At 71.8% G+C, this 19,213-nt stretch carries 16 protein-coding genes; 9 read left to right on the top strand and 7 right to left on the bottom strand.

Going from position 1 to position 19,213, the window contains the following annotated elements; translation table 11 throughout:
* Positions 1-1,251, top strand: a complete 1,251-nt coding sequence (locus tag ACY0PA_RS33720; RefSeq protein ID WP_473081229.1) for a hypothetical protein — start codon at positions 1-3, stop codon at positions 1,249-1,251.
* Here the strand turns inward: ACY0PA_RS33720 and ACY0PA_RS33715 are convergent.
* Complete coding sequence (locus ACY0PA_RS33715; RefSeq protein ID WP_473086515.1) at positions 1,187-2,200, bottom strand: bile acid:sodium symporter family protein; 1,014 nt, start codon at positions 2,198-2,200, stop codon at positions 1,187-1,189. The genes ACY0PA_RS33720 and ACY0PA_RS33715 overlap by 65 nt on opposite strands.
* Before the next feature lie 159 nt (positions 2,201-2,359).
* On the opposite strand from ACY0PA_RS33715, the gene ACY0PA_RS33710 reads away from it, so the two are divergent.
* The 6 genes from ACY0PA_RS33710 to ACY0PA_RS33685 all read left to right on the top strand — a co-directional run bounded on the left by ACY0PA_RS33710 (position 2,360) and on the right by ACY0PA_RS33685 (position 11,262).
* The gene (locus ACY0PA_RS33710; RefSeq protein WP_473081228.1) at positions 2,360-3,232 is read left to right on the top strand and encodes a LysR substrate-binding domain-containing protein; all 873 of its coding nucleotides are present in this window, start codon (positions 2,360-2,362) and stop codon (positions 3,230-3,232) included.
* Between the two features lie 329 nt (positions 3,233-3,561).
* Positions 3,562-5,388, top strand: coding sequence for an AMP-dependent synthetase/ligase (locus ACY0PA_RS33705; RefSeq protein WP_473081227.1), 1,827 nt, complete (start codon positions 3,562-3,564; stop codon positions 5,386-5,388).
* A gap of 155 nt (positions 5,389-5,543) precedes the next feature.
* Entirely contained in the window at positions 5,544-6,800 is a 1,257-nt protein-coding gene (locus tag ACY0PA_RS33700; RefSeq protein WP_473081226.1) for an ABC transporter substrate-binding protein, read from the top strand.
* 12 nt (positions 6,801-6,812) lie between these two features.
* Positions 6,813-9,539, top strand: a complete 2,727-nt coding sequence (locus ACY0PA_RS33695; RefSeq protein ID WP_473081225.1) for an ABC transporter permease subunit — start codon at positions 6,813-6,815, stop codon at positions 9,537-9,539.
* Positions 9,536-10,321 carry an ABC transporter ATP-binding protein gene (locus ACY0PA_RS33690; RefSeq protein WP_473081224.1) on the top strand — a complete coding sequence of 262 codons (786 nt, stop codon included), beginning with the start codon at positions 9,536-9,538 and terminating at the stop codon, positions 10,319-10,321. The genes ACY0PA_RS33695 and ACY0PA_RS33690 overlap by 4 nt, the downstream gene beginning before the upstream one ends.
* Positions 10,322-10,470: 149 nt before the next feature.
* Positions 10,471-11,262, top strand: coding sequence for an aldo/keto reductase (locus tag ACY0PA_RS33685; protein WP_473086514.1), 792 nt, complete (start codon positions 10,471-10,473; stop codon positions 11,260-11,262).
* Between the two features lie 149 nt (positions 11,263-11,411).
* On the opposite strand, the gene ACY0PA_RS33680 is transcribed toward ACY0PA_RS33685, so the two are convergent.
* Together ACY0PA_RS33680 and ACY0PA_RS33675 are read right to left on the bottom strand one after the other, a co-directional pair.
* Positions 11,412-12,125 (bottom strand): class I SAM-dependent methyltransferase, encoded by a 714-nt coding sequence (locus tag ACY0PA_RS33680; protein WP_473081223.1) that lies wholly within the window; start codon positions 12,123-12,125, stop codon positions 11,412-11,414.
* A 6-nt stretch (positions 12,126-12,131) separates the two neighbouring features.
* Positions 12,132-12,437, bottom strand: a complete 306-nt coding sequence (locus tag ACY0PA_RS33675; RefSeq protein ID WP_473081222.1) for a 4a-hydroxytetrahydrobiopterin dehydratase — start codon at positions 12,435-12,437, stop codon at positions 12,132-12,134.
* Positions 12,438-12,521: 84 nt separating this feature from the next.
* Between ACY0PA_RS33675 and ACY0PA_RS33670 the strand changes: the two genes are divergently transcribed.
* Together ACY0PA_RS33670 and ACY0PA_RS33665 are read left to right on the top strand one after the other, a co-directional pair.
* A complete protein-coding gene (locus ACY0PA_RS33670) occupies positions 12,522-13,337 on the top strand; it encodes a helix-turn-helix domain-containing protein (RefSeq protein WP_473081221.1) in 816 nt (271 codons plus the stop codon).
* A gap of 160 nt (positions 13,338-13,497) precedes the next feature.
* Entirely contained in the window at positions 13,498-14,358 is an 861-nt protein-coding gene (locus tag ACY0PA_RS33665; protein ID WP_473081220.1) for a helix-turn-helix domain-containing protein, read from the top strand.
* 94 nt (positions 14,359-14,452) lie between these two features.
* Here the strand turns inward: ACY0PA_RS33665 and ACY0PA_RS33660 are convergent, their stop codons facing one another.
* The 4 genes from ACY0PA_RS33660 to ACY0PA_RS33645 form a co-directional block, all read right to left on the bottom strand.
* On the bottom strand, positions 14,453-14,878 hold the full coding sequence (locus ACY0PA_RS33660; RefSeq protein ID WP_473081219.1) for an OsmC family peroxiredoxin: 426 nt from the start codon (positions 14,876-14,878) through the stop codon (positions 14,453-14,455).
* A 94-nt stretch (positions 14,879-14,972) separates the two neighbouring features.
* Entirely contained in the window at positions 14,973-16,358 is a 1,386-nt protein-coding gene (locus ACY0PA_RS33655; RefSeq protein WP_473081218.1) for an amino acid permease, read from the bottom strand.
* 88 nt (positions 16,359-16,446) lie between these two features.
* Entirely contained in the window at positions 16,447-18,528 is a 2,082-nt protein-coding gene (locus ACY0PA_RS33650) for a phage holin family protein (protein ID WP_473086513.1), read from the bottom strand.
* Between the two features lie 169 nt (positions 18,529-18,697).
* Positions 18,698-19,129 carry a hypothetical protein gene (locus tag ACY0PA_RS33645; protein ID WP_473081217.1) on the bottom strand — a complete coding sequence of 144 codons (432 nt, stop codon included), beginning with the start codon at positions 19,127-19,129 and terminating at the stop codon, positions 18,698-18,700.
* Between the last annotated feature and the right edge of the window lie 84 nt (positions 19,130-19,213).

Below are 19,213 nucleotides of genomic sequence, written 5' to 3'. Positions count from 1 at the left end.
GTGCCCGCGGACACGGAGGCGGTGCGCCGCAGGAGCCTGGGAGCGGGTCTCGGCCTGCTGCTCGCCCTGGTCTGCGCCGCCGCCCTGCTGACCGCCCTCCCGGACGACGACCGGGAGGGCGGTCGCCCATGCGCGGCGCGCGTCGTCGCGTCGTGGTCCGCCGACACCGGCCTCACGGGCGCGTTCGCCCGCTACGGCGACGACGCGTCGCGGGGCGACGACTGGACGGGCGGCGACGGTACGCACTCGGTGCGGCTCCCGGACGGGCGGGTCCTGTGGCTGTTCTCCGACACCTATCTGGGACAGGTGCACGCGCCGCCCAATCCGGCGGGCCAGCCCCATGCCTGGCGCGACATGTCGGCGCCGTTCGTGCGCAACTCGGCCGTGGTGATGGGCCGTTCGGGCACCCTGGAGCGCACGCTCCCCGCGCCCCTGTTCCCCGACCCGGCGCCGCAGCAGTGGCGCTGGCCGGTCGCGGCCCGCGTCGAGCCCCGCTCCCCCGGCTCCGCCGAGCGGGTCGTCCGCGTCCTGCTGTGGACCCGTACGACGGGGACGGGCCCCTGGATCTACGGCATGCCCGCCGCCACCGAGGTCGCCACGCTGTCCCTGCCCGGCCTGCGCGTCGAGAGCGTCGCGACGGTCCTCGACCAGCGGGGCGTGCCGGATCCGGCGCGGCGCGTCCTGTTCGGCACGACGGCGCTCGACCGGGGCGGATGGACGTACGTGTTCGGCGGTGACGACGGGCAGGGGGCCACGCGCCATGCCTATGTCGCGCGCGTGCCGCGCGGCCGGCTCGCCGAGCCGGGGGCGTGGCGCTACTGGGACGGCTCGCGCTGGACGCGCGCTGCCCGGCCACGGGCGGTCCTCGGCGACGGTGAACGCCGCGGGGTCGGCAGCGCGTTCACCGTCGTGCGCGACGGCGGTACGTACGTCCTGTTCACGATGGCCGCCGGGACCGCGGGCCTGACCCGCGTCACCTCTTACTGGGCGTGCGCACCGACCGGGCCCTGGCACGGTCCCGCGAAGGGCTTCGAGGCGCCGCTGCCGCCGGACGGGGCGCTCCCGCAGGGCACGGCCGCGTACAACCCGCAGGCGCACCCCGCGCTCGGCGGCGGCGACGGGCGCCTGCTGCTGAGCTACGACGTCAACTGGCTGGACGCGGCGCCCGCCACCGCGCAGGCACAGGTCAGCCGGAACGTGTCGCTGTACCGGCCGCGGTTCGTGACGCTGCGGCTCGCTCGCCCGCGCTGACCTGCTCCAGGGGGTCGCGCGCCCGGCGCTTGGCGATCACCGCGCACACCATGAGCTGCATCTGGTGGAACAGCATCAGCGGCAGCACGGCGAGGGACGCGTGCGCCCCGAACAGGACGCTCGCCATGGGCAGTCCGGCCGCCAGGGACTTCTTCGACCCGGCGAACTGGATCGCGATGCTGTCCGCGCGCCCGAAGCCGAGCGCCTTGCCGCCGTACCAGGTGGCCGCCAGCATCACGGCGAGCAGCACCGCCTCGACGGCGAGGAGCCCGCCCAGGCGCACGGCGCTGACCTGGTGCCAGATGCCCTGCACCATGCCCTCGCTGAACGCCGTGTAGACGACGAGGAGGATCGAGCCGCGGTCGACGTAACTCAGGACCTTCTTGTGCCGCGTGATGAAGGAGCCGACCCAGCGGCGCAGGAACTGCCCCGCGAGGAACGGCGCGAGCAGCTGCAGCACGATCTTGACGAGGGAGTCCGCGGAGAACCCGCCGCCGCTGTTGCCGAGCAGCCCCGCCGCGAGCAGCGGCGTGATGACGATGCCGGCGAGCGAGGAGAAGGAGCCCGCGCAGATCGCCGCGGGCACGTTGCCGCGGGCCATGGAGGTGAAGGCGATCGACGACTGGATCGTCGAGGGGACGAGGGTGAGGAAGAGCAGTCCGTCGTAGAGGGACGGCGTGAGGATGACGGGGACGAGGCCGCGGGCCGCGAGGCCGAGGAGCGGGAAGACGACGAACGTGGCGGCAAGGACGGTCACATGGAGCCGCCAGTGCCTCAGCCCGTCGAGCGCCTCGCGGGTCGACAGGCGCGCCCCGTAGAGGAAGAAGAGGAACGCGACGGCGGTGGTCGAGGCGCCGGACGCGACATCGGCCGCGCCGCCGCGCGCGGGCAGGAGCGCCGCGAGGCCCACCGTCCCTATGAGCGCCAGGATGTAGGGGTCGACCGGCATCCAGGACGGCCAAGTCAGGCGTTTCACGGGTTCCATGTTCCTTGCTGTCGGTTCAGATCGTGCCCTCTCCATCGTCCTCCTGATCAGGGCGATCGGGAATCCTGCATACCGCACTGACTGTCATCACGTTCCACGATGAGCACGGGTAGGGTCGGGGGCATGTACGACCCCTCGCAGCTGCGTACGTTCCTCGCGGTGGCCCAGACGCTGAGCTTCACGCAGGCCGCCCGCCGACTCGGCCTGCGCCAGTCCACGGTCAGCCAGCATGTGCGGCGCCTGGAGGACGCGACCGGGCGGACCCTGTTCACGCGGGACACGCACACGGTGGAGCTCACGGAGGACGGCGAGGCGATGCTCGGCTTCGCGCGCCGGATCCTGGAGGTGCACGAGCAGGCGTCGGCGTTCTTCACGGGCACGAGGCTGCGCGGGCGGCTGCGCTTCGGGGCGTCGGAGGACTTCGTCCTGACCCGGCTCACCGAGATCCTGGAGGCGTTCCGGCACGACCACCCCGAGGTGGACCTGGAGCTCACGGTCGAGCTGTCCGGGACGCTGCACGAGCAGCTCGACGCGGGCAAGCTCGACCTGGTCCTCGCCAAACGGCGGCCGGAGGACCCGCGCGGCGAGTCCGTGTGGCACGACCGGCTGGTGTGGATCGGCGCGGAGCGGCTGCGCCTCGACCCGGACCGCCCGGTGCCGCTCATCGTGTACCCGCCGCCGGGCATCTCGCGCGCCCTGGCCCTCGAAGCCTTGGAGCGGCACGGCCGCGCCTGGCGCGTGGCCTGCACCAGCGGCAGCCTCAACGGCCTGATCGCGGCGGCCAGGGCGGGCCTCGGCGTGATGGCGCACTCCCGCGGCCTGATCCCGCCCGGCCTGGTCCGCGTACCGGAGCGGGCGGGACTGCCGGAGCTGGGCGAGGTGGACTTCGTGCTGCTGCACGGCCCGCGGCACGGCAGCGCGTCGCAGGGCGACGCGGCGCAGGCGCTGGCCCAGGCGATCCTCGAAGGGGGCGACCGCCTGCACCGCAGTCGATAGCAGGGGCGCCTGCCGGCGTCCCACCGCCCGCCGGGAGCGACCGCCGCCGGGGACGTTCGTGGACCGTCCGTGGAGAAATCGGAAGCGACCAGTCCGCCCAAAAACCCCGCAGCGGACCCCCGGTAACCACCCCGTACAGATTCCGTGGAGATTACGCCACCGAAACTTACTGAACCGTAGGAATTCTGTCCCGCGCTTCCCCTTGTGGCCGTATTTCACCGGCTGACCAGTGCATATTCCGCACGCTCCGGCCCATTTGAACCCCTCCCGCCGGGGCGCGCGGTGGGGTACCGTCACCGGCGCTGTGCGGAGCGCCACAAGGAGCAACATTGCGCGAGTTCACCAATCCTCCTCTGGCGTCGGCGCTGCCGGTGGGCGGCCTGGCCGACGCCGTGTTCGACCATGCCCTCGAAGATCCGCTGCACGTCGTACTCGGCCGCAAGGACGACGCGGGCCGCTGGTTCGATGTGACGGCCGCCGAATTCCGTGACGAAGTGCTCGGGCTGGCCAAGGGGCTGCTCGCGCAGGGCGTCCGCTTCGGCGACCGCGTCGCGATCATGTCGAGGACCCGCTACGAGTGGACCCTCTTCGACTTCGCGCTGTGGACGATCGGCGCCCAGGTCGTGCCGATCTACCCCACGGCCTCCGCCGAGCAGGTCTTCTGGACCCTGCACGACTCGCAGGTGTCGGCCGCGATGGTGGAGCACGAGGACCACGCGATGACGATCGCCACCGTCATCGACCGGCTGCCCACGCTCAGCCGGATGTGGCAGCTGGACTCCGATCCCGTGCCCCGGCTGATCGAGTCCGGCGCCCACATCGACGACGAGGTGGTGCACCGCCACCGGCGCGCCGTCACCCCCGACTCGATCGCCACCATCATCTACACCTCGGGCACCACGGGCCGCCCCAAGGGCTGCGTCATCAGCCACGCGAACTTTATGTTCGAGGCGGACACGATGATCACCCGCTGGGAGCCGGTGTTCCACTCCAAGCGCGGCGACGAGGCCTCGACCCTGCTGTTCCTGCCCCTCGCGCACGTCTTCGGGCGCATGGTGCAGATCGCCGCGATCCGCGGCGGCGTCAAGCTCGCCCACCAGCCGCAGCTCAACGCGGCGGCCCTGCTGCCCGACCTGCAGTCGTTCCGCCCGACGTTCATCCTCGCCGTGCCGTACATCTTCGAGAAGGTCTTCAACGCGGCCCGCCGCAAGGCCGAGAAGGACGGCAAGTCGGGGCCGTTCGACAAGGCCGTCGAGTGCGCCGTCAAGTACGCGGACGCGCAGGAGGCCAAGGCGTTCGGCACCGGTCCCGGACCTTCCGCGTCGCTGCGCATGCAGCACTCGATCTTCGACAAGCTCGTCTACTCCAAGGTCCGCGAGGCGATGGGCGGCCGCGTGCGGCACGCGATGTCGGGCGGCTCGGGGATGGACCGCCGCCTGGGCCTGTTCTTCGCGGGCGCCGGCGTCACGATCTACGAGGGGTACGGGCTCACCGAGTCCACGGCAGCGGCGACCGCGAACCCGCCGGAGCAGACCCGCTACGGCACGGTCGGCCAGGCCATCCCAGGCACGACGGTCCACATCGCCGACGACGGCGAGGTCTGGCTGTACGGCGGCAATGTGTTCCAGGGGTACCTCAACGACCCGAAGGCCACCGACGCCACCCTGCACGACGGCTGGCTGGCCACCGGCGACCTCGGCGCGCTCGACGAGGACGGCTACCTGACGATCACCGGCCGCAAGAAGGAGATCCTCGTGACCTCCGGCGGCAAGAGCGTCTCGCCGCAGCAGCTGGAGGAGCGCGTCCGTGACCATCCGCTGGTCGCGCAGTGCATCGTCGTCGGCAACGACCGGCCGTACATCGCCGCGCTCGTCACTCTTGAGGGCGAGGCCGTCGAGCACTGGCTGAACATGCGGGGCAAGCCGCCGCTGAAGCCCGCCCAGCTGGTCCACGACCCGGATCTGGAGACCGAGGTGCGCAGGGCCGTCGTGGCGGCCAACACCCTGGTCTCGCAGGCCGAGTCGATCCGTACGTTCCGGATACTGGCCTACCAGTTCACCGAGGAGCACGGGCTGCTCACGCCGTCCCTGAAGCTCAAGCGGAAGGCGATCGAGACGGCGTACTCGGAGGAGGTCGAGGCGCTGTACGGGGGCTGATCGCGCGCCGGCACGTTCCCGAAGGTAACCCCGCCGCAAGGCCCTGACCCGGCCGCGAAGCCTTTCTGACGGTTCATCAATTACCGATGCGTCAGTTATTGACGGTTCATCAGGTCGCACACAGAATCACCCTCACCCGACGGAGGGGGCCCATCGTGTCGCGAACTGTCCGCGCCATCACCGCCACTGTGGCGGCACTGCTGCTCGCCACCGCGTGCAACTCCGCCGCGACCGGCAACTCCCCAGACAGCAAGGGGAGTTCGGCACGCGGAGTGACGGATGACGCCATCAAGGTCGGCGGCATCGTCTCCATGACGACCGCCAGCGGCTACAGCAAGAAAGACACCGACCTCGGCGCGAAGGCCCGCTTCGCCCGCGCCAACGCTCAGGGCGGGATCAACGGCAGGAAGATCGATTACCTGGGCGCTGAGGACGACGGCCAGGACCCGGCCAAGAACCTCGCCGCGGCCCGCAAACTCGTCCAGCAGGACAAGGTGTTCGCGATCTCCCCGATGAGCTCGGTCACCTTCTCCGGCGCCGACTTCCTCCAGAAGCAGAAGGTCCCCACCTTCGGCTGGGGCACGATCCCGTCCTTCTGCGGGCCCACCTACATCTACGGCTTCGGCGGCTGCATGGTCCCGATGCCCGGCGGCACCATCTCGCAGACCTGGCCCGAGGGCCTCAAGCAGGTCACGCACGGCGTCAAGGGCAAGACCGTCGCCATCCTCGCCAACGACAACGACGCGGGCACCTTCGCCATCCGCACCTACAAGCAGAGCTTCGCGTCCGCCGGATACAAGGTCACCTACGCCAAGGCGTCCGTGCCCGCGACCTCGGTCCCGAGCGACTGGTCGGCGTACACCAAGGAGATCCTGCGCAGCGACGGCGGCAAGGCGCCCGACATCGTCGTCTCCGTCATGCAAACCCCGTACAACATCGGCCTGTTCACCGCCGTCAAGCGCTCCGGGTACCGCGGCGTCCTCACCGACCCGACCGACTACGACCCGGGGCTGCTCGCCAAGAGCGCGACGAAGGAGGCGCTCGACGGGGTGCACATCCTGCTGACCTTCGAACCGTTCGAGACGCGGACGGCGGCGATGAAGCAGTTCAAGGCGGACATCAAGAAGGCGTCGGGCGGGAAGGACGTGCCGCTCAACATGCACATGATGACCGGCTACATGTCCGCCGACCTCTTCCTCTCCATCGCGCAGAAGGCCGGCCGGGACCTCACCGTCGCCTCCTTCCAGAAGGCCGCGGACGGGTTCTCCGACACCGGCACCATGGTCGGCGACCGAGCCCTGCCCAAGGGGCAGAAGGAGTCGTTCGGCTGCGGCGCCCTCGTCCAGCTCAAGGACGGGGCGTACCACGTCTCGTCACCCTTCAAGTGCTACGAGCCCATCCCGTTCACGTAGGGGGCGCCCCGCATGTCCGACCTGCTGGCCTTCGTGCTGAGCGGGCTCGTGTCGGGTGCGCTGTACGCGCTCCTCGCCACCGGCCTCGTCCTGTCCTACTCGGCCTCCGGCCTCTTCAACTTCGCCCATGGCGCCACCGCTTACCTGTGCGCGCTCACCTTCTACGAGCTCCACTCCGGTCTCGGCTGGCCCGCCGTGCCGACCGCGCTCCTCCTCGTCTGCGTCGCATCTCCCCTGCTGGGCTGGGGACTTGACCGGCTGATGTTCCGCAAGCTGGCCCGCGTCGGCGAGACCGCGCAGATCGTGGCGACGATCGGCCTGCTCGTCGCACTGCCCGCGCTCGGCCTATGGGTGGTGGAACTGCTCGACGACGCCGGGGTGTCCCTCAAGCCCGCAGAGAACCAGTTCGGGCTGCCGGGCGTCGGCCCCAGCCCCGCGAAGAACTGGCAGCTGATGGACGGCGTCGGCATCGACTCCGACCAGCTGATCACGTGGCTGGCGACCGCCGCCGTCGCGCTCGGCCTGTGGATCCTGATGCGCCACACCACCCTCGGCCTGCGCCTGCGGGCCGCCGTCGACAACCGCTCACTCGTCGAGCTGCGCGGCATGAGCGCCGACCGGCTCTCCACCGTGGCGTGGATGGTGTCGTCCGGCCTCGCGGGCCTCGCCGGCGTCCTCGCGACACCACTGCTCGGCCTGTCCGCCCACGACTTCACGCTGTTCCTGTTCGTGTCGGCGACCGCAGCGGTCCTCGGGCGCTTCGCGTCCGTGCCCCTCGCGTTCGCGGGCGGACTCGGCCTCGGCGTCCTGCAGAACCTCGTCGCCGGCTACTCGTCCTTCGCCGAACGCATCACGGGGTTCCGTACCGCGGTCCCGTTCCTGATCCTCTTCGCCGGACTGCTGCTGCTCACCCGGCGACAGCGCACGGCGGGGACGGCCGCCGCCGACGCGCCGCCCGTCGACTACCTCGCGGGCCGCGCCTGGACGCGGAAATGGGGGCCATGGGCGGTGGCCGCCGTGCTGCTCGCGGCGTCCTTCTACACGGTGACGACCCCGTTCTGGAGCGGCATCCTCGCCCAGGGCCTCGCCCTCTCCCTGGTCTTCGTCTCCTTCACCGTCGTGACGGGGCTCGGCGCGATGGTGTCCCTCGCGCAGGCCACGTTCGTCACCGGCGCGGCGCTCGTGGCGGGTCTCCTGATGAGCCACGGCTGGCCGTTCATCGCGGCGGCGCTCGTGGGCACCTGTGTCGCGGCCCTCCTCGGGGCGCTCGTGGCGCTGCCCGCGCTGCGCCTCGGCGGCCGTACCCTCGCCCTCGCCACGCTCGCCCTCGCCTTCCTCGCCGACCAAGTCCTCTTCCAGATGGGCTGGTTGAGGAACGGCGACACCGGCTGGGAGATCCCGCGCCCCGTCTTCGGGCCCGTCGACCTGAGCGACGACCGGGCGATGGGCGTCGCGATGGTCGTCCTGTGCGCGGCCGCCGTGGCCGCCCTCGCCGCGCTGCGGAACTCCCCCTCGGGCCGTGCCATGCTCGCCGTACGCTCGGCGCCCGCCGCAGCGATGGCCTCCGGCGTCTCCGTCATCCGTACCAAACTCCTCCTCTTCACTCTCTCGGCCGGCCTCGCGGGCTTCGGGGGCGTGATGTACGCGTCGTACAACACCCGTATCACCGCTACCGACTTCACCGCGATGACAGGCCTGATCTGGCTCGCGGTCGTCGTCGCGGCAGGAGTACGGCGCCCGCAGTTCGCGGTCGTCGCGGGCCTCGTCTACGCGATCGTGCCGCACCTCGTCGCGGACTACGTCACGGACTCCGTCCATCTGCCGGTCGTCCTGTTCGGCCTGGCGGGCCTCGCACTCGCCAACGACCCGGACGGGTACTGCGCGGCGATCTCCGTACGAGGCCACAGGCGCAGGAGTACGAAGCCGGGGGCGGCGGGCATCGGACAGTCCGAAGCGACGGCTCAGGCGCCCGCTCCCCCTCAAGACGGCAGCGCCCCGCCGGTCCTCGAACTGCGCGGCCTTCACGCCGGATACGACGGCGCGCCCGTCCTGCACGGCGTCGGCATCACCGTCCACCCCGGCGAGATCGTCGCCCTCCTCGGTCCCAACGGCGCCGGGAAATCCACGACTTGCCGTACGGCGGCCGGGCTTCTCACACCCCTGCGAGGACAGGTGTACGTCGCCGGGCGGGACGTCACGCGCGAGGGCCCGGTCCGCCGGGCGCGGGCCGGCGTACTCCTCGCCCCCGAAGGGCGCGGCATCTTCCCCGCCCTCACCATCGAGGAGAACCTCACCCTGCACCTCCCCGACAAGCACGCGCGCGAGGACGTGTACGAGCGCTTCGCCGGACTCGCCGCCCGCCGCAACGTCACCGCGGGCGCGCTCTCCGGCGGCGAACAGCAACTGCTCGCCCTCGCCCCGCTCCTCCAGGAGCCGCCCCGCGTCCTCATCGCCGACGAGCCGTCCCTCGGTCTCGCGCCGCGCATCGTCGAGGACGTGTTCCGGCTGCTCGCCGAACTCCGCGACGCGGGAACGGGGTTGCTCCTCGTCGAGGAGAAGGCCACCGAGATCCTCGGCGTCGCGGACACCGTCGCGTATCTCGACCGGGGCCGCGTCTCGTGGTGCGGCCCGCGCTCCGAGGTGCGGGCCGACCGGCTCACCGAGGCCTACCTGGGTCTCGCCGCGAGCGGGCCGGGCACGGCCCAGGCCACCGAAGAGGAAGGGGCGGTACGGCCATGAGCGGGACCACAGGGAACCCCGTACTCGAAGCGGCCGGGGTCGGCGTCCGGTTCGGCGGGATCCGCGCGCTCGACGGGGTCGGCCTGATGCTGCGCCCCGGCGAGGTGTGCGGGCTCATCGGCCCGAACGGCGCAGGCAAGACCACGTTCTTCGACGTCGCCTCCGGGATCCGGCGCCCCGACGAGGGCCGCGTCCTGCTGGACGGCGAGGACATCACGCGCCGCTCACCCGTATGGCGGGCCCGCCACGGAATGCGCCGCACGTTCCAGCGCCAGCAGCTCTTCGGCCAGCTCACGGTCGCGGACAACCTGCTGGTGGCGCAGGAGTGGCGGGGCGGCGGGGGCGGGCTCGCCGCCGACCTGCTGGCGGCGCCGACCAGACGGACGTACGAGCGCCGGCGCCGCGAGCAGGCGGCGTCGATGCTGCGCGCGTGCGGCCTCGACGCACTGGCCGGGGAGTACGCGGGGGCGCTCCCCGTAGGCCAGGCACGCATGGTGGAACTGGCCAGGGCGGGGGTGGAGGGGGCGCGGGTGGTGCTGCTCGATGAGCCCGCATCCGGGATGACAGATGATGAAATCTGTCAGCTGACATCTGTCATCCGCCATCTGTCGGACCAACAGGGCTGCGCCGTGCTCCTCGTAGAGCACAACGTCGCCTTCGTCATGGACCTCTGCTCCCGCATAGTCGTCCTCGACCTCGGAACCGTGCTGGCCGAGGGGACGCCGGCGGCGGTTCGCGCCGACCCGGCCGTGCGGGACGCCTATCTCGGTTCGGCCGGGTGAGCGGGGCCCGGGGCGCCCCTGTGAACACGGCGTGAACGGGAATGCGCCCCGGGCCGTGATCGTTGACGATGGGAGTACCACCCGACAACGCGAAGGATCGAGAGCTCGTGAGCAAGGTCCCCCCGATCATCCTGAACAACGGCGTCGAGATGCCCCAGCTCGGTTTCGGCGTATGGCAGGTGCCGGACGCCGAGGCCGAGAAGGCTGTCGCGACGGCCCTGGAGGCCGGGTACCGCAGCATCGACACCGCCGCGATCTACGGCAACGAGGAGGGCACCGGCAAGGCCATCGCCGCCTCCGGCATCGCCCGCGAGAAGCTCTTCGTCACCACGAAGCTGTGGAACGCCGACCAGGGTTACGACGCGACGCTACGCGCCTACGACGCCTCCCTCGACAAGCTGGGCCTCGACTACCTCGATCTGTACCTGATCCACTGGCCGCTGCCCTCGAAGGACAGCTACGTCGACACGTACAAGGCCTTCGAGAAGATCTACGCGGACGGCCGCGCCAAGGCCATCGGTGTCTCCAACTTCCTTCCGGAGCACCTGGAGCGCCTCCTCGGCGAGACGTCGATCATCCCGGCGGTCAACCAGATCGAGCTGCACCCGCACCTCCAGCAGCGCGCCGCGCGTGAGTTCCACGCGGAGCAGGGCATCACCACCGAGGCCTGGTCGCCGCTGGGTCAGGGCAAGGGCCTGCTGGAGGTCCCCGCGATCGTCGCTATCGCCCAGAAGCACGGCCGCACGCCGGCTCAGATCGTGCTGCGCTGGCACGTCCAGCTCGGCAACGTCGTGATCCCCAAGTCCGTGACGCCGTCGCGGATCGTGGAGAACATCGACGTGTTCGACTTCGAGCTGGACCTCGAGGACATCGCCGCGATCAGCGCGCTGAACGAGGACCGTCGCCTGGGCCCCGACCCGGCGACGTTCGACATGGCCTGATCGCTCCACGCGTACGGGTTCGTGTGCCCCGTCTCCGTCCGGAGTCGGGGCACACGTGCGTGAGGCCGTGGTTCAGGCGTAGAGGACGGCCAGCGCGTCGACCGTGGCCCGGATGGAAGAGGGCTTCGGCCTCGTCGGTGGTGAGTGCGTCAGGCGTGCCGTGTGAAGGCGTGCACGGTGAACTCCGGGTCCGCGCGGGGTAGTTCGGGGTCAGGGAGCGCGGCGATCAGGTCGGCGAGCGCGGTGCCCCCGGCCGCGTAGATCCTGGCGCGCCGCACGTCGTCGGCGAGGCGGCTCGGGGTGCGGCCCTGGCCGTGTCCGGGGAAGCGGGCCTCGCCGCTCGGCCGCAGTCCGTGGCCGGCGGCGTGGGCGGCGATGCGTGCGGCCGCGTCGGAGGGGAGGCGGCTGCGGTAGGGGGCGACGAGGGTGTCGATGTCGCTGCCGACGTCGTGGGCGGCGGCCTTGTCGACGGTGGTCACGAAGACGCCGCCGGGCCGCAGGACCCGGGCGGCCTCGGCTATGACGGGGCGCGCGTCGGGCAGCAGATGCAGCAGCCAGATCGCGGTCACGGCGTCCACGGAGGCGCTGCGGAACGGGAGTTGGCGGCTGTCGCCGCGGACGGCGGCGCCGTCGAGGCGGGGCGCCGCGGCGCGGAGCATGCCAGGGGCGAGGTCGATGCCGACGGGGCGCAGGCCCGGCCGGGTGAGGCGCATGGTGACGAGGCCGGTGCCGCAGGCCAGGTCGAGGAGGGTCCGGGCGGCGGGCGGCACGAGGTGCAGTACGGCCTCGGCGGCGGACCGGGCGCGGGGTATGCCGCCGCGGGTCTCGTCGTAGACCGCGGCTTCCTTGTCGTAGTCCAGCACCGGCCGTCAGCTCGCGCCGTGGGTGGGGGCGATCTCCTGGACGCGCTGGGCGAGGGCGAAGTCGAATTTGGTGAGCTTTCCGCCCACGCTGTGGGTGTTCACGGACAGGGCGACCGTGTTGTAGCCGAGGGTCAGGTCGGAGTGGTGGTCGAGTTCGTCCTGGATCTGCGCGATGTGCACGACGAGGGCCGTGCACGCGAAGTGGTTGGCCAGGCGGTAGGTGCGGGTGAGTTTGTCATCGGCCACGCTCCATCCGGGCAGCTCGGCGAGACGGTCCTCGATCTCCTTCTGGGACAGCGGCTCCGTGGGCATGACCAGGTCCTTTCCCTGTGATGTGCGAGGACTTCCAGCGTCCCACAGGGGCGGTGCCGCGCGCCCCTCGGCTACGGTCGTGGCATGACGACTGCCACGCGTGCTCGCCAGTCCGGAATCGGTCCTCTGCTGCGCGAGTGGCGGGATCGGCGGCGGGTGAGCCAGCTGGAGCTCGCCCTGCGCGCGGACTCGTCCGCCCGGCATCTCAGCTTCGTGGAGACGGGCAGGTCGCGGCCGAGCGAGGAGCTCGTCCTGCGGCTCGCGGAGCATCTGGACGTGCCGGTGCGGGAGCGCAACGCGCTGCTGCTCGCGGCGGGTTACGCGCCGCGGTTCGCGGAGACCCCGCTCGACGACCCCTCCATGGCGGCGCTGCGGCAGGGCCTGGACCGGCTCCTGCACGGCTACGAGCCGTATCCGGCGCTGGTCGTCGACGCGACGTACACGGTGGTCGCCGCCAATCGGGGCATCGCGATGCTGATGGAGGGGATTCCCGAGTCGCTGCTGGCCCCGCCGCTCAACGCGATGCGCCTCACCCTGCACCCGGAGGGCCTCGCGCCGCGGATCCGGAATCTGCGCGAGTGGCGGGGGCATCTCCTGGCGCAGATGGAGCGACAGATCGCGCTGGACCGCTCGGAGGCGCTGCGCGCGGTGTACGACGAGGTCAAGGCGTACCCGGTGGCTGACAGGGACGCCGGTGCCGACGACGGGGAGGGCGGCGAGGCGGTGCCGTACTTCGCGCTGCCGATGGTGATCGAGCACGACGGGCAGGTCCTGTCGTTCGTGTCGTCGATCTCGACGTTCAACACCCCGATGGACGTGACGGTGGCCGAGCTCGCGATCGAGACGTTCCTGCCGGCCGACCCGGCGACGGCGAAGTATCTGCGGTCGCTGGAGCCGTAGTCGGGGCCTCGTCACCGGATCCACGCGGTAGTGGGCAGGCCACTCATCGCACTGGTACCGTTCACGCGGCTCGCGCACATGTTCAGTGCGCGCAGTGCCGCGGCTGGGAGCGCACCGGCTCCCGAATCCGCTCGCCGCCCGGCACGTGGGGAGACGTGACGTGAGTGAACGGCGGCCCGCGCCGACCGTGGGCCAGGTGGTCCTGGGCAGACGCCTGCGGGAACTGCGGGAGTCGGCCGGGCTCAACCGCGACGAGGCCGCCCGCGCGCTGCGCGTCACCGGCGCGACGATCCGCCGCATGGAGACCGCGGAGGTCGCCCTCAAGATCCCGTACGTACAGATGCTCCTGGAGCTGTACGGGGTGCCGGAGCAGGAGACCGAGGCGTTCGTCGGGCTCGCCGAGGAGGCGAATCTGCCGGGCTGGTGGCAGCGGTTCCACGACATCCTGCCCGACTGGTTCAGCCTGTACGTGAGCCTGGAGAGCGCTGCCGGGCTCATCAGGTCGTACGAGCCGCACTTCGTGCCGGGGCTGCTGCAGACGGAGGAGTACGCGCGGGCCGTCCTGGAAGCGGGCACCGTCGGCCGCACGCAGCCCGGCGACCTGGAACGCCATGTGACGCTCCGGATGGCCCGCCAGGCGCTGCTGACCCGTGAGGACGCGCCGCATCTGTGGGTCGTGATGGACGAGACGGTGCTGCGCCGGCCGCCGGGCGGCCCCAAGGTGCTGCGCAACCAGCTCGACCGGCTCATAGAGGCGGCCGAACTGCCTCAAGTGACGCTCCAGATAGCCGAGTTCACGGCGGGCCCGCACCCGGGGACGTTCGGCCCGTTCACGCTGTTCCGGTTCCCGGTGCGCGAGCTGCCGGACATGGTCTTCAGCGAGTACGTCACGGGCGCGCTCTATCTGGACGGCCGGGAAGAGGTGGGCGCCCATCTGGAGGTGCTCGACCACATCGCGGCGCAGGCGGCGTCCGCGGAGCACACGGTGGAGCTGCTGCGGAAGAAGCGCGACGCGCTCTGACTCGCGGCGCGTGGTGACCGGCGACGCGTGGTGACAGCAGTGCCGCGGGCCCGTCGCTGCGGGACCGCGGCACGTGAAGGCTGGGCGTGCGCCGTCAGGCGAGCTTCGCGGTGAGGGTGATCGTGGTGCCGGTGAGCGCCTGGCTCACCGGGCAGTTCTTCTTGGCCTCCTCGGCCGCCGCGGCGAATCCGGCCTCGTCGAGCCCTGGCACCGTGCCCTCGACCGTGAGGTGAATGCCGGTGATGCCCTCGCCCGGCTGGAACGTGACGTCCGCGGACGTGACGAGCTTGGTGGGCGGGTTGCCGCCGGTCGTCAGGCCGTTGGACAGGGCCATCGAGAAGCAGCTGGAGTGCGCGGCGGCGATCAGCTCCTCCGGGCTGGTCTTGCCGTTGGCCTGCTCGGCGCGGGAGGGCCAGGACACGGCCTGCTGGCCGATGCCGGACGAGTCGAAGGTGACGACGCCGCTCCCCTTGAGCAGATCGCCTTCCCACACGGTGTGCGCGGAGCGCGTGGTAGCCACGGTGATTCCCTTCAGTCGGGTGCCGGTTGGGGCGTTGAGCACCATCCGACCACACCCGGACCGCTTATGGCCGCAATGCGCACGGGGCGCGGAATCAGTCGGTGGTCTCCCCTGCGGTGCGCTTCTTGCGGGCCGCCATCCACGCGTAGACGAGGACTCCGACGAAGAGGAACAGGACGCCCTGGTAGACGGCCGCGTATCCGGCGCCGCCGACCAGCCACAGCGAGAAGCCGAACGCGGCGAGGGCGAGCACCAGGTCGCGGGCCAGGCGCGGGCCGCTGACGCGGTGGCCCTGCCCGGACAGCAGGAAGTAGATCTGGGCGGCGGTCGAGAGGAGGTAGGGGACGGTCGCGGTGAACGTGGTGACGAGGACGAGCGTCTCGAAGACCCCGGCCGAGCCCGCCGTGTAGTTGTAGACCGTCAGGAGCGAGGCGAGGGTGACGGCGACGAGGACGCCGGCGGTCGGGGTGCCGCGCTTCTTCTTGGTGAACACCGCCGGGAACAGGCCGTCCTTGGCGGCGGCGTACGGAGTCTGGGCGCTCAGGAGCGTCCAGCCGTTCAGGGCGCCGAGCATGGAGACGAGCGCGGCGATCGCTACGGCGGTGCCGCCCCAGGTGCCGCCGAACATGGCGTTGACGGCGTCGGAGAAGGGCGCGCTGGAGTCGACGAGCCGGTCGTGGGCGACGGTCCCGAAGACGGCGAGGGTGCACAGCAGGTAGAGGAGGGCGGCGAGGCCGGTGCCGATGACGGTGGCGCGGCCCACGTTGCGCTCGGGGTCGCGGACCTCGCCGGCGCTGACCGAGGCGGACTCGACGCCGAGGTAGCTGAAGAGCAGGATCGCGGCGGACGCGGAGACGGCGCCGAGCGAGGAGTCGCCGCTCGCCCGGAACGGTCCGAGGTTGTCGGCGTGGAAGAAGAACAGGCCGCCGACGGCGACGAGAAGCAGCGGCGCGAACTTCAGGACGGTCGACACGAGCTGCACCGCGCCGACGTAGCGGGTGCCCGCGAGGTTGGCGAGGGCGGGCAGCCACTGGACGGTGAGCGCGGCGACGATGGTCCAGAACGTGGAGCCGTGGAGGGGCAGGAGCACGTCGAGGTAGCCGACGGCGGCCACGGCCAGCGCCGCGTTCGACACCCAGGTGGTGATCCAGTACGACCAGGAGGCCAGGAACCCGGCGAAGTCGCCGAACGCCTCGCGCGCGTAGACGTAGGGTCCGCCGGTCTGCGGATGGCGGCGGGCGAGGCGGCCGAAGACGAGCGCGAGCGCGATGGCTCCGACGGTCAGGACGCCGAACGCGACGAGGCTGATGGTGCCGAAGGGGGCTACGGAGGCCGGGAGCAGGAAGATGCCGCCGCCGATGATGTTGCCCATCACGAGGGCGGTGGCGATGGGGAGCCCGAAGCGGCGGGCGTGCTTGCTGGGGAGCTCTTCGTGCTGCGGGGCCGGAGCCGGCTTCGTCACGGTTCCGGTGTGGGGCATGGGGGGTGGTGCGCCTCTCTCGTGCGGGCGCCGACCGGGATCGCCGGGCGACGTCTCATGGTCGGTCCCCGGCACACATTGTTCAAAATCAGGCGGATTTGTCCTGCGGAGTGACCGTCGCGACCGTAAATGATGCGTCGGGGGTGGGCTCGTGCCGGGATTTGTCCAGTGGGACCTGGGGGCCGCAGCCCTCGCGCAGCCAGCGGCGGAGCACGTGGTGGACCTGCTGGGCACCCACCAGTTCGGCGCCCTCGGCGACCGGCGGCGAGAAGGCCTTCGGGGCGAGCAGGAACGCGTGTCCCTGGGCGCCGCCGAGGCCTCCGTGGGAGCCGATCTGCTCCTCGAAGGCGAGCACTTCGCCCTCGGCCGGGTCGTACCAGGAGTTCACCATGATGTCGGCGGTGTGCGGGAAGGAGTCGGTACGGCGGACGGCGCCGGCGGCGTGCGCGCCGAAGTCGGCCAGGGGCCCGGGGCGGTCGTCGAGGTCGGCCAGGGGGATCTCGGCGCCGCGCGCGCCGAGGACGACGGCGCCGTGCTCCTCGCTGCGCACCAGCAGGAAGCCGATGCCGGGGTGGTTGGCGAGGGTCGTCAGGAGCGCGGGGTGGCGGGCGTCGATCTCCTCCTTGCTCATGCGGTGCGGCACGTCGGGGAAGGAGACCAGGCCGAGGTTGCCGGAGGCGAGGACGATCGGCTCGGAGCGGCGCGAGGACGGGCGGTGCTTCTCGGCGCCCTCCTCCACGGGCCTGCCCAGCGCGGCCCGGACGGCCGCGCGGGCCTCGGCGCCACTGTGAGTGCGCTGGGCCCGGCGCGGCACGGGCAGTCCGCAGCCGGCCCGGACGAGGTCCTGGAGGCCGAGCCCGTAGCGGGCGCGGAACGTCTCGCCGGGGCTCTGCCCGTGGTCGGACAGGACGACGATCCGGTACCGGCGCGGGGCGTGCTCGGCGACCTTCGCGATCAGCGCGAGGGAGCGGTCGAGGCGTGCGAGGACCTTCTCGGCGTCGCGGCTGACGGGCCCGGAGTGGTGGGCGACCTCGTCGTACGCGACGAGGTCCGCGTAGACCGCGCTGCGGCCCGCGAGCATGTCGCCGATGACCGCGGCGACGACGACGTCCCGCTCCACGACGGTCGCGAAGGCGCGGATGAACGGGTAGAGCCCGCCGCGGCCGACGCGGGGGCGCTGCCGGGTCAGCCGGGCCCGGGTGGACTGGCCGATCTCGCGGCCGGCCTCGGCGACGAAGGACAGGGCGGTGCGCACGGCGTTCGCCGGGTCGCTGAAGTACGCGAAGTAGCCGGCGCGCGAGCGGTTCTCCTTGCCGCGGCGGGCCGCGACGGACAGCACGAGGGCGACCTGTTCGGCGCCTCCGCTGAAGAGGTTGCCGCGGCTGGCGCCGTCCAGGGTGAGCAGGCCGCCGTCGCCGGTGTGCTCGATGGCGCGGCGCTGGAGTTCGGCGGCGCTGGTGGGCCGGTTGGAGACCTGGACCTCGCGGGTGTCCTTCTCGTACCAGCGGAACGCGGGCACGTCGTAGTTGCTGCCGTGCAGGATGCCGAGTTGGCTGGCGCCCGTCTGGCTGGACCAGTCGGTGCGCCAGGGCGTGAGGCGGTGGGTGCCGGCGCCGAGCCAGGCGCCGACGGTGGGCATCACGTCCTGGTTCACGGCGTCGCGCAGGACGTCGTGGCCGACGCCGTCGAGCTGGAGGAAGACGGTGCCGGGGGTGGACGGTCCCGCTCCGGCGCTCCCTCTGCGGCGACGCCGGTCGGCGAGGCGGTACAGGCGGCGGCGGTAGGCGTCGTCGTCGCGTACGGCGAGGGCTCCTCCGGTGGCGGACGCCACCGCGGACATCACGGCGGCGACCACGACGGCGGTCTCGGGGTTCGCCTCGCCCCGGCCGTCGGGGACGATGGCCAGGGCGAAGAGCAGCAGTCCGCCGTTGAGGAAGAAGACGACGAGGCCGAGGACGAGCGCGGGCACCAGCAGCAGGGCGCGCACGAGGAGCGGCCACACCAGCACGGACAGGACGGCGAAGGCCCCCGCGCCGAGCGCGGCGGTGACGCCGATGCGGGTGGCACTGTCGCCGTTGTCCGACTGGAGCTTGAAGTCCGGCAGGATCCCGGCGAGCACGAGCATCGTGACGGTGCTGACCGCCCACACCGCGATCGACCGCCAGCACATGCTGGCGAACCGCCGCCAAAGCCCCTCGCCCACGCCTCGCCCACCCTCTCGTCGTCACGTCGTCGACCCCGCGCCAAGCGTGTCATATGAGCGCGATACGTCCGGGTTTTCCCCTGACTGCGAACACAGGTGCCCGGCGCGGGGCGGCGCGGGACGAACGTGGTGCCGGTCAGCAGCCGTCGTAACCGGCCGTCGGCATCGACATCCGGCGGTGGACGCGCTTCTTCATCTCCGCGTTGTACGACGGCTCGGCGAGGCCCGCGGTCTCCAGGCGGACGCCGCGGCGCTCGCACTCGGCCGTGAACTCGTCGACCGAGCGCAGCGCGGCCCGCAGGACCCTCTCGCTCGGGGCGACGAACAGGTCGACGAGGCCCGCGTCGACGTCCGTCCACAGCACGTCGTGGTCGGAGCGCAGTGAGTGGGCGAGGAGTTCCCTGGTCACGACGTAGCCCCGGTCGGCGGCCCAGCGGGCGCACATCGCGTGCTGGCCGCGCGAGTCCACGAGGAAGGGGTCGACGTCCAGCTCCTCCAGCGGCGTCAGGCTGGCGATCGCCGTGACGCGGACCGCGCCGGCCGCGGTCTCCCCCGCCGTTTCACCCATGGTGTCCCCCTCACCTCCGGTTTCCCCGACGACCCTACTCCTGCCCGTAGGCTCGGGGGGAGTCGCACGGAGGAGGTCCTGGAG

The organism is Streptomyces sp. DS1-CR2, from assembly GCF_055760475.1.
The sequence above is the reverse complement of the archived record's forward strand: the minus strand, read 5'-3'. Positions and strand labels throughout refer to the sequence as shown.

Bases quoted from the DNA above. Each gene is read 5' to 3' on its own strand.
- ACY0PA_RS33675 (WP_473081222.1), bottom strand. From the start codon at position 12,437: ATGCCCACGGAGCCGCTGTCCCAGAAGGAGATCGAGGACCGTCTCGCC.
- ACY0PA_RS33715 (WP_473086515.1), bottom strand. From the start codon at position 2,200: ATGCCGGTCGACCCCTACATCCTGGCGCTCATAGGGACGGTGGGCCTC.
- ACY0PA_RS33670 (WP_473081221.1), top strand. From the start codon at position 12,522: ATGACGACTGCCACGCGTGCTCGCCAGTCCGGAATCGGTCCTCTGCTG.
- ACY0PA_RS33710 (WP_473081228.1), top strand. From the start codon at position 2,360: ATGTACGACCCCTCGCAGCTGCGTACGTTCCTCGCGGTGGCCCAGACG.
- ACY0PA_RS33650 (WP_473086513.1), bottom strand. From the start codon at position 18,528: ATGTGCTGGCGGTCGATCGCGGTGTGGGCGGTCAGCACCGTCACGATG.
- ACY0PA_RS33655 (WP_473081218.1), bottom strand. From the start codon at position 16,358: ATGCCCCACACCGGAACCGTGACGAAGCCGGCTCCGGCCCCGCAGCAC.
- ACY0PA_RS33685 (WP_473086514.1), top strand. From the start codon at position 10,471: ATGCCCCAGCTCGGTTTCGGCGTATGGCAGGTGCCGGACGCCGAGGCC.
- ACY0PA_RS33645 (WP_473081217.1), bottom strand. From the start codon at position 19,129: ATGGGTGAAACGGCGGGGGAGACCGCGGCCGGCGCGGTCCGCGTCACG.
- ACY0PA_RS33690 (WP_473081224.1), top strand. From the start codon at position 9,536: ATGAGCGGGACCACAGGGAACCCCGTACTCGAAGCGGCCGGGGTCGGC.
- ACY0PA_RS33695 (WP_473081225.1), top strand. From the start codon at position 6,813: ATGTCCGACCTGCTGGCCTTCGTGCTGAGCGGGCTCGTGTCGGGTGCG.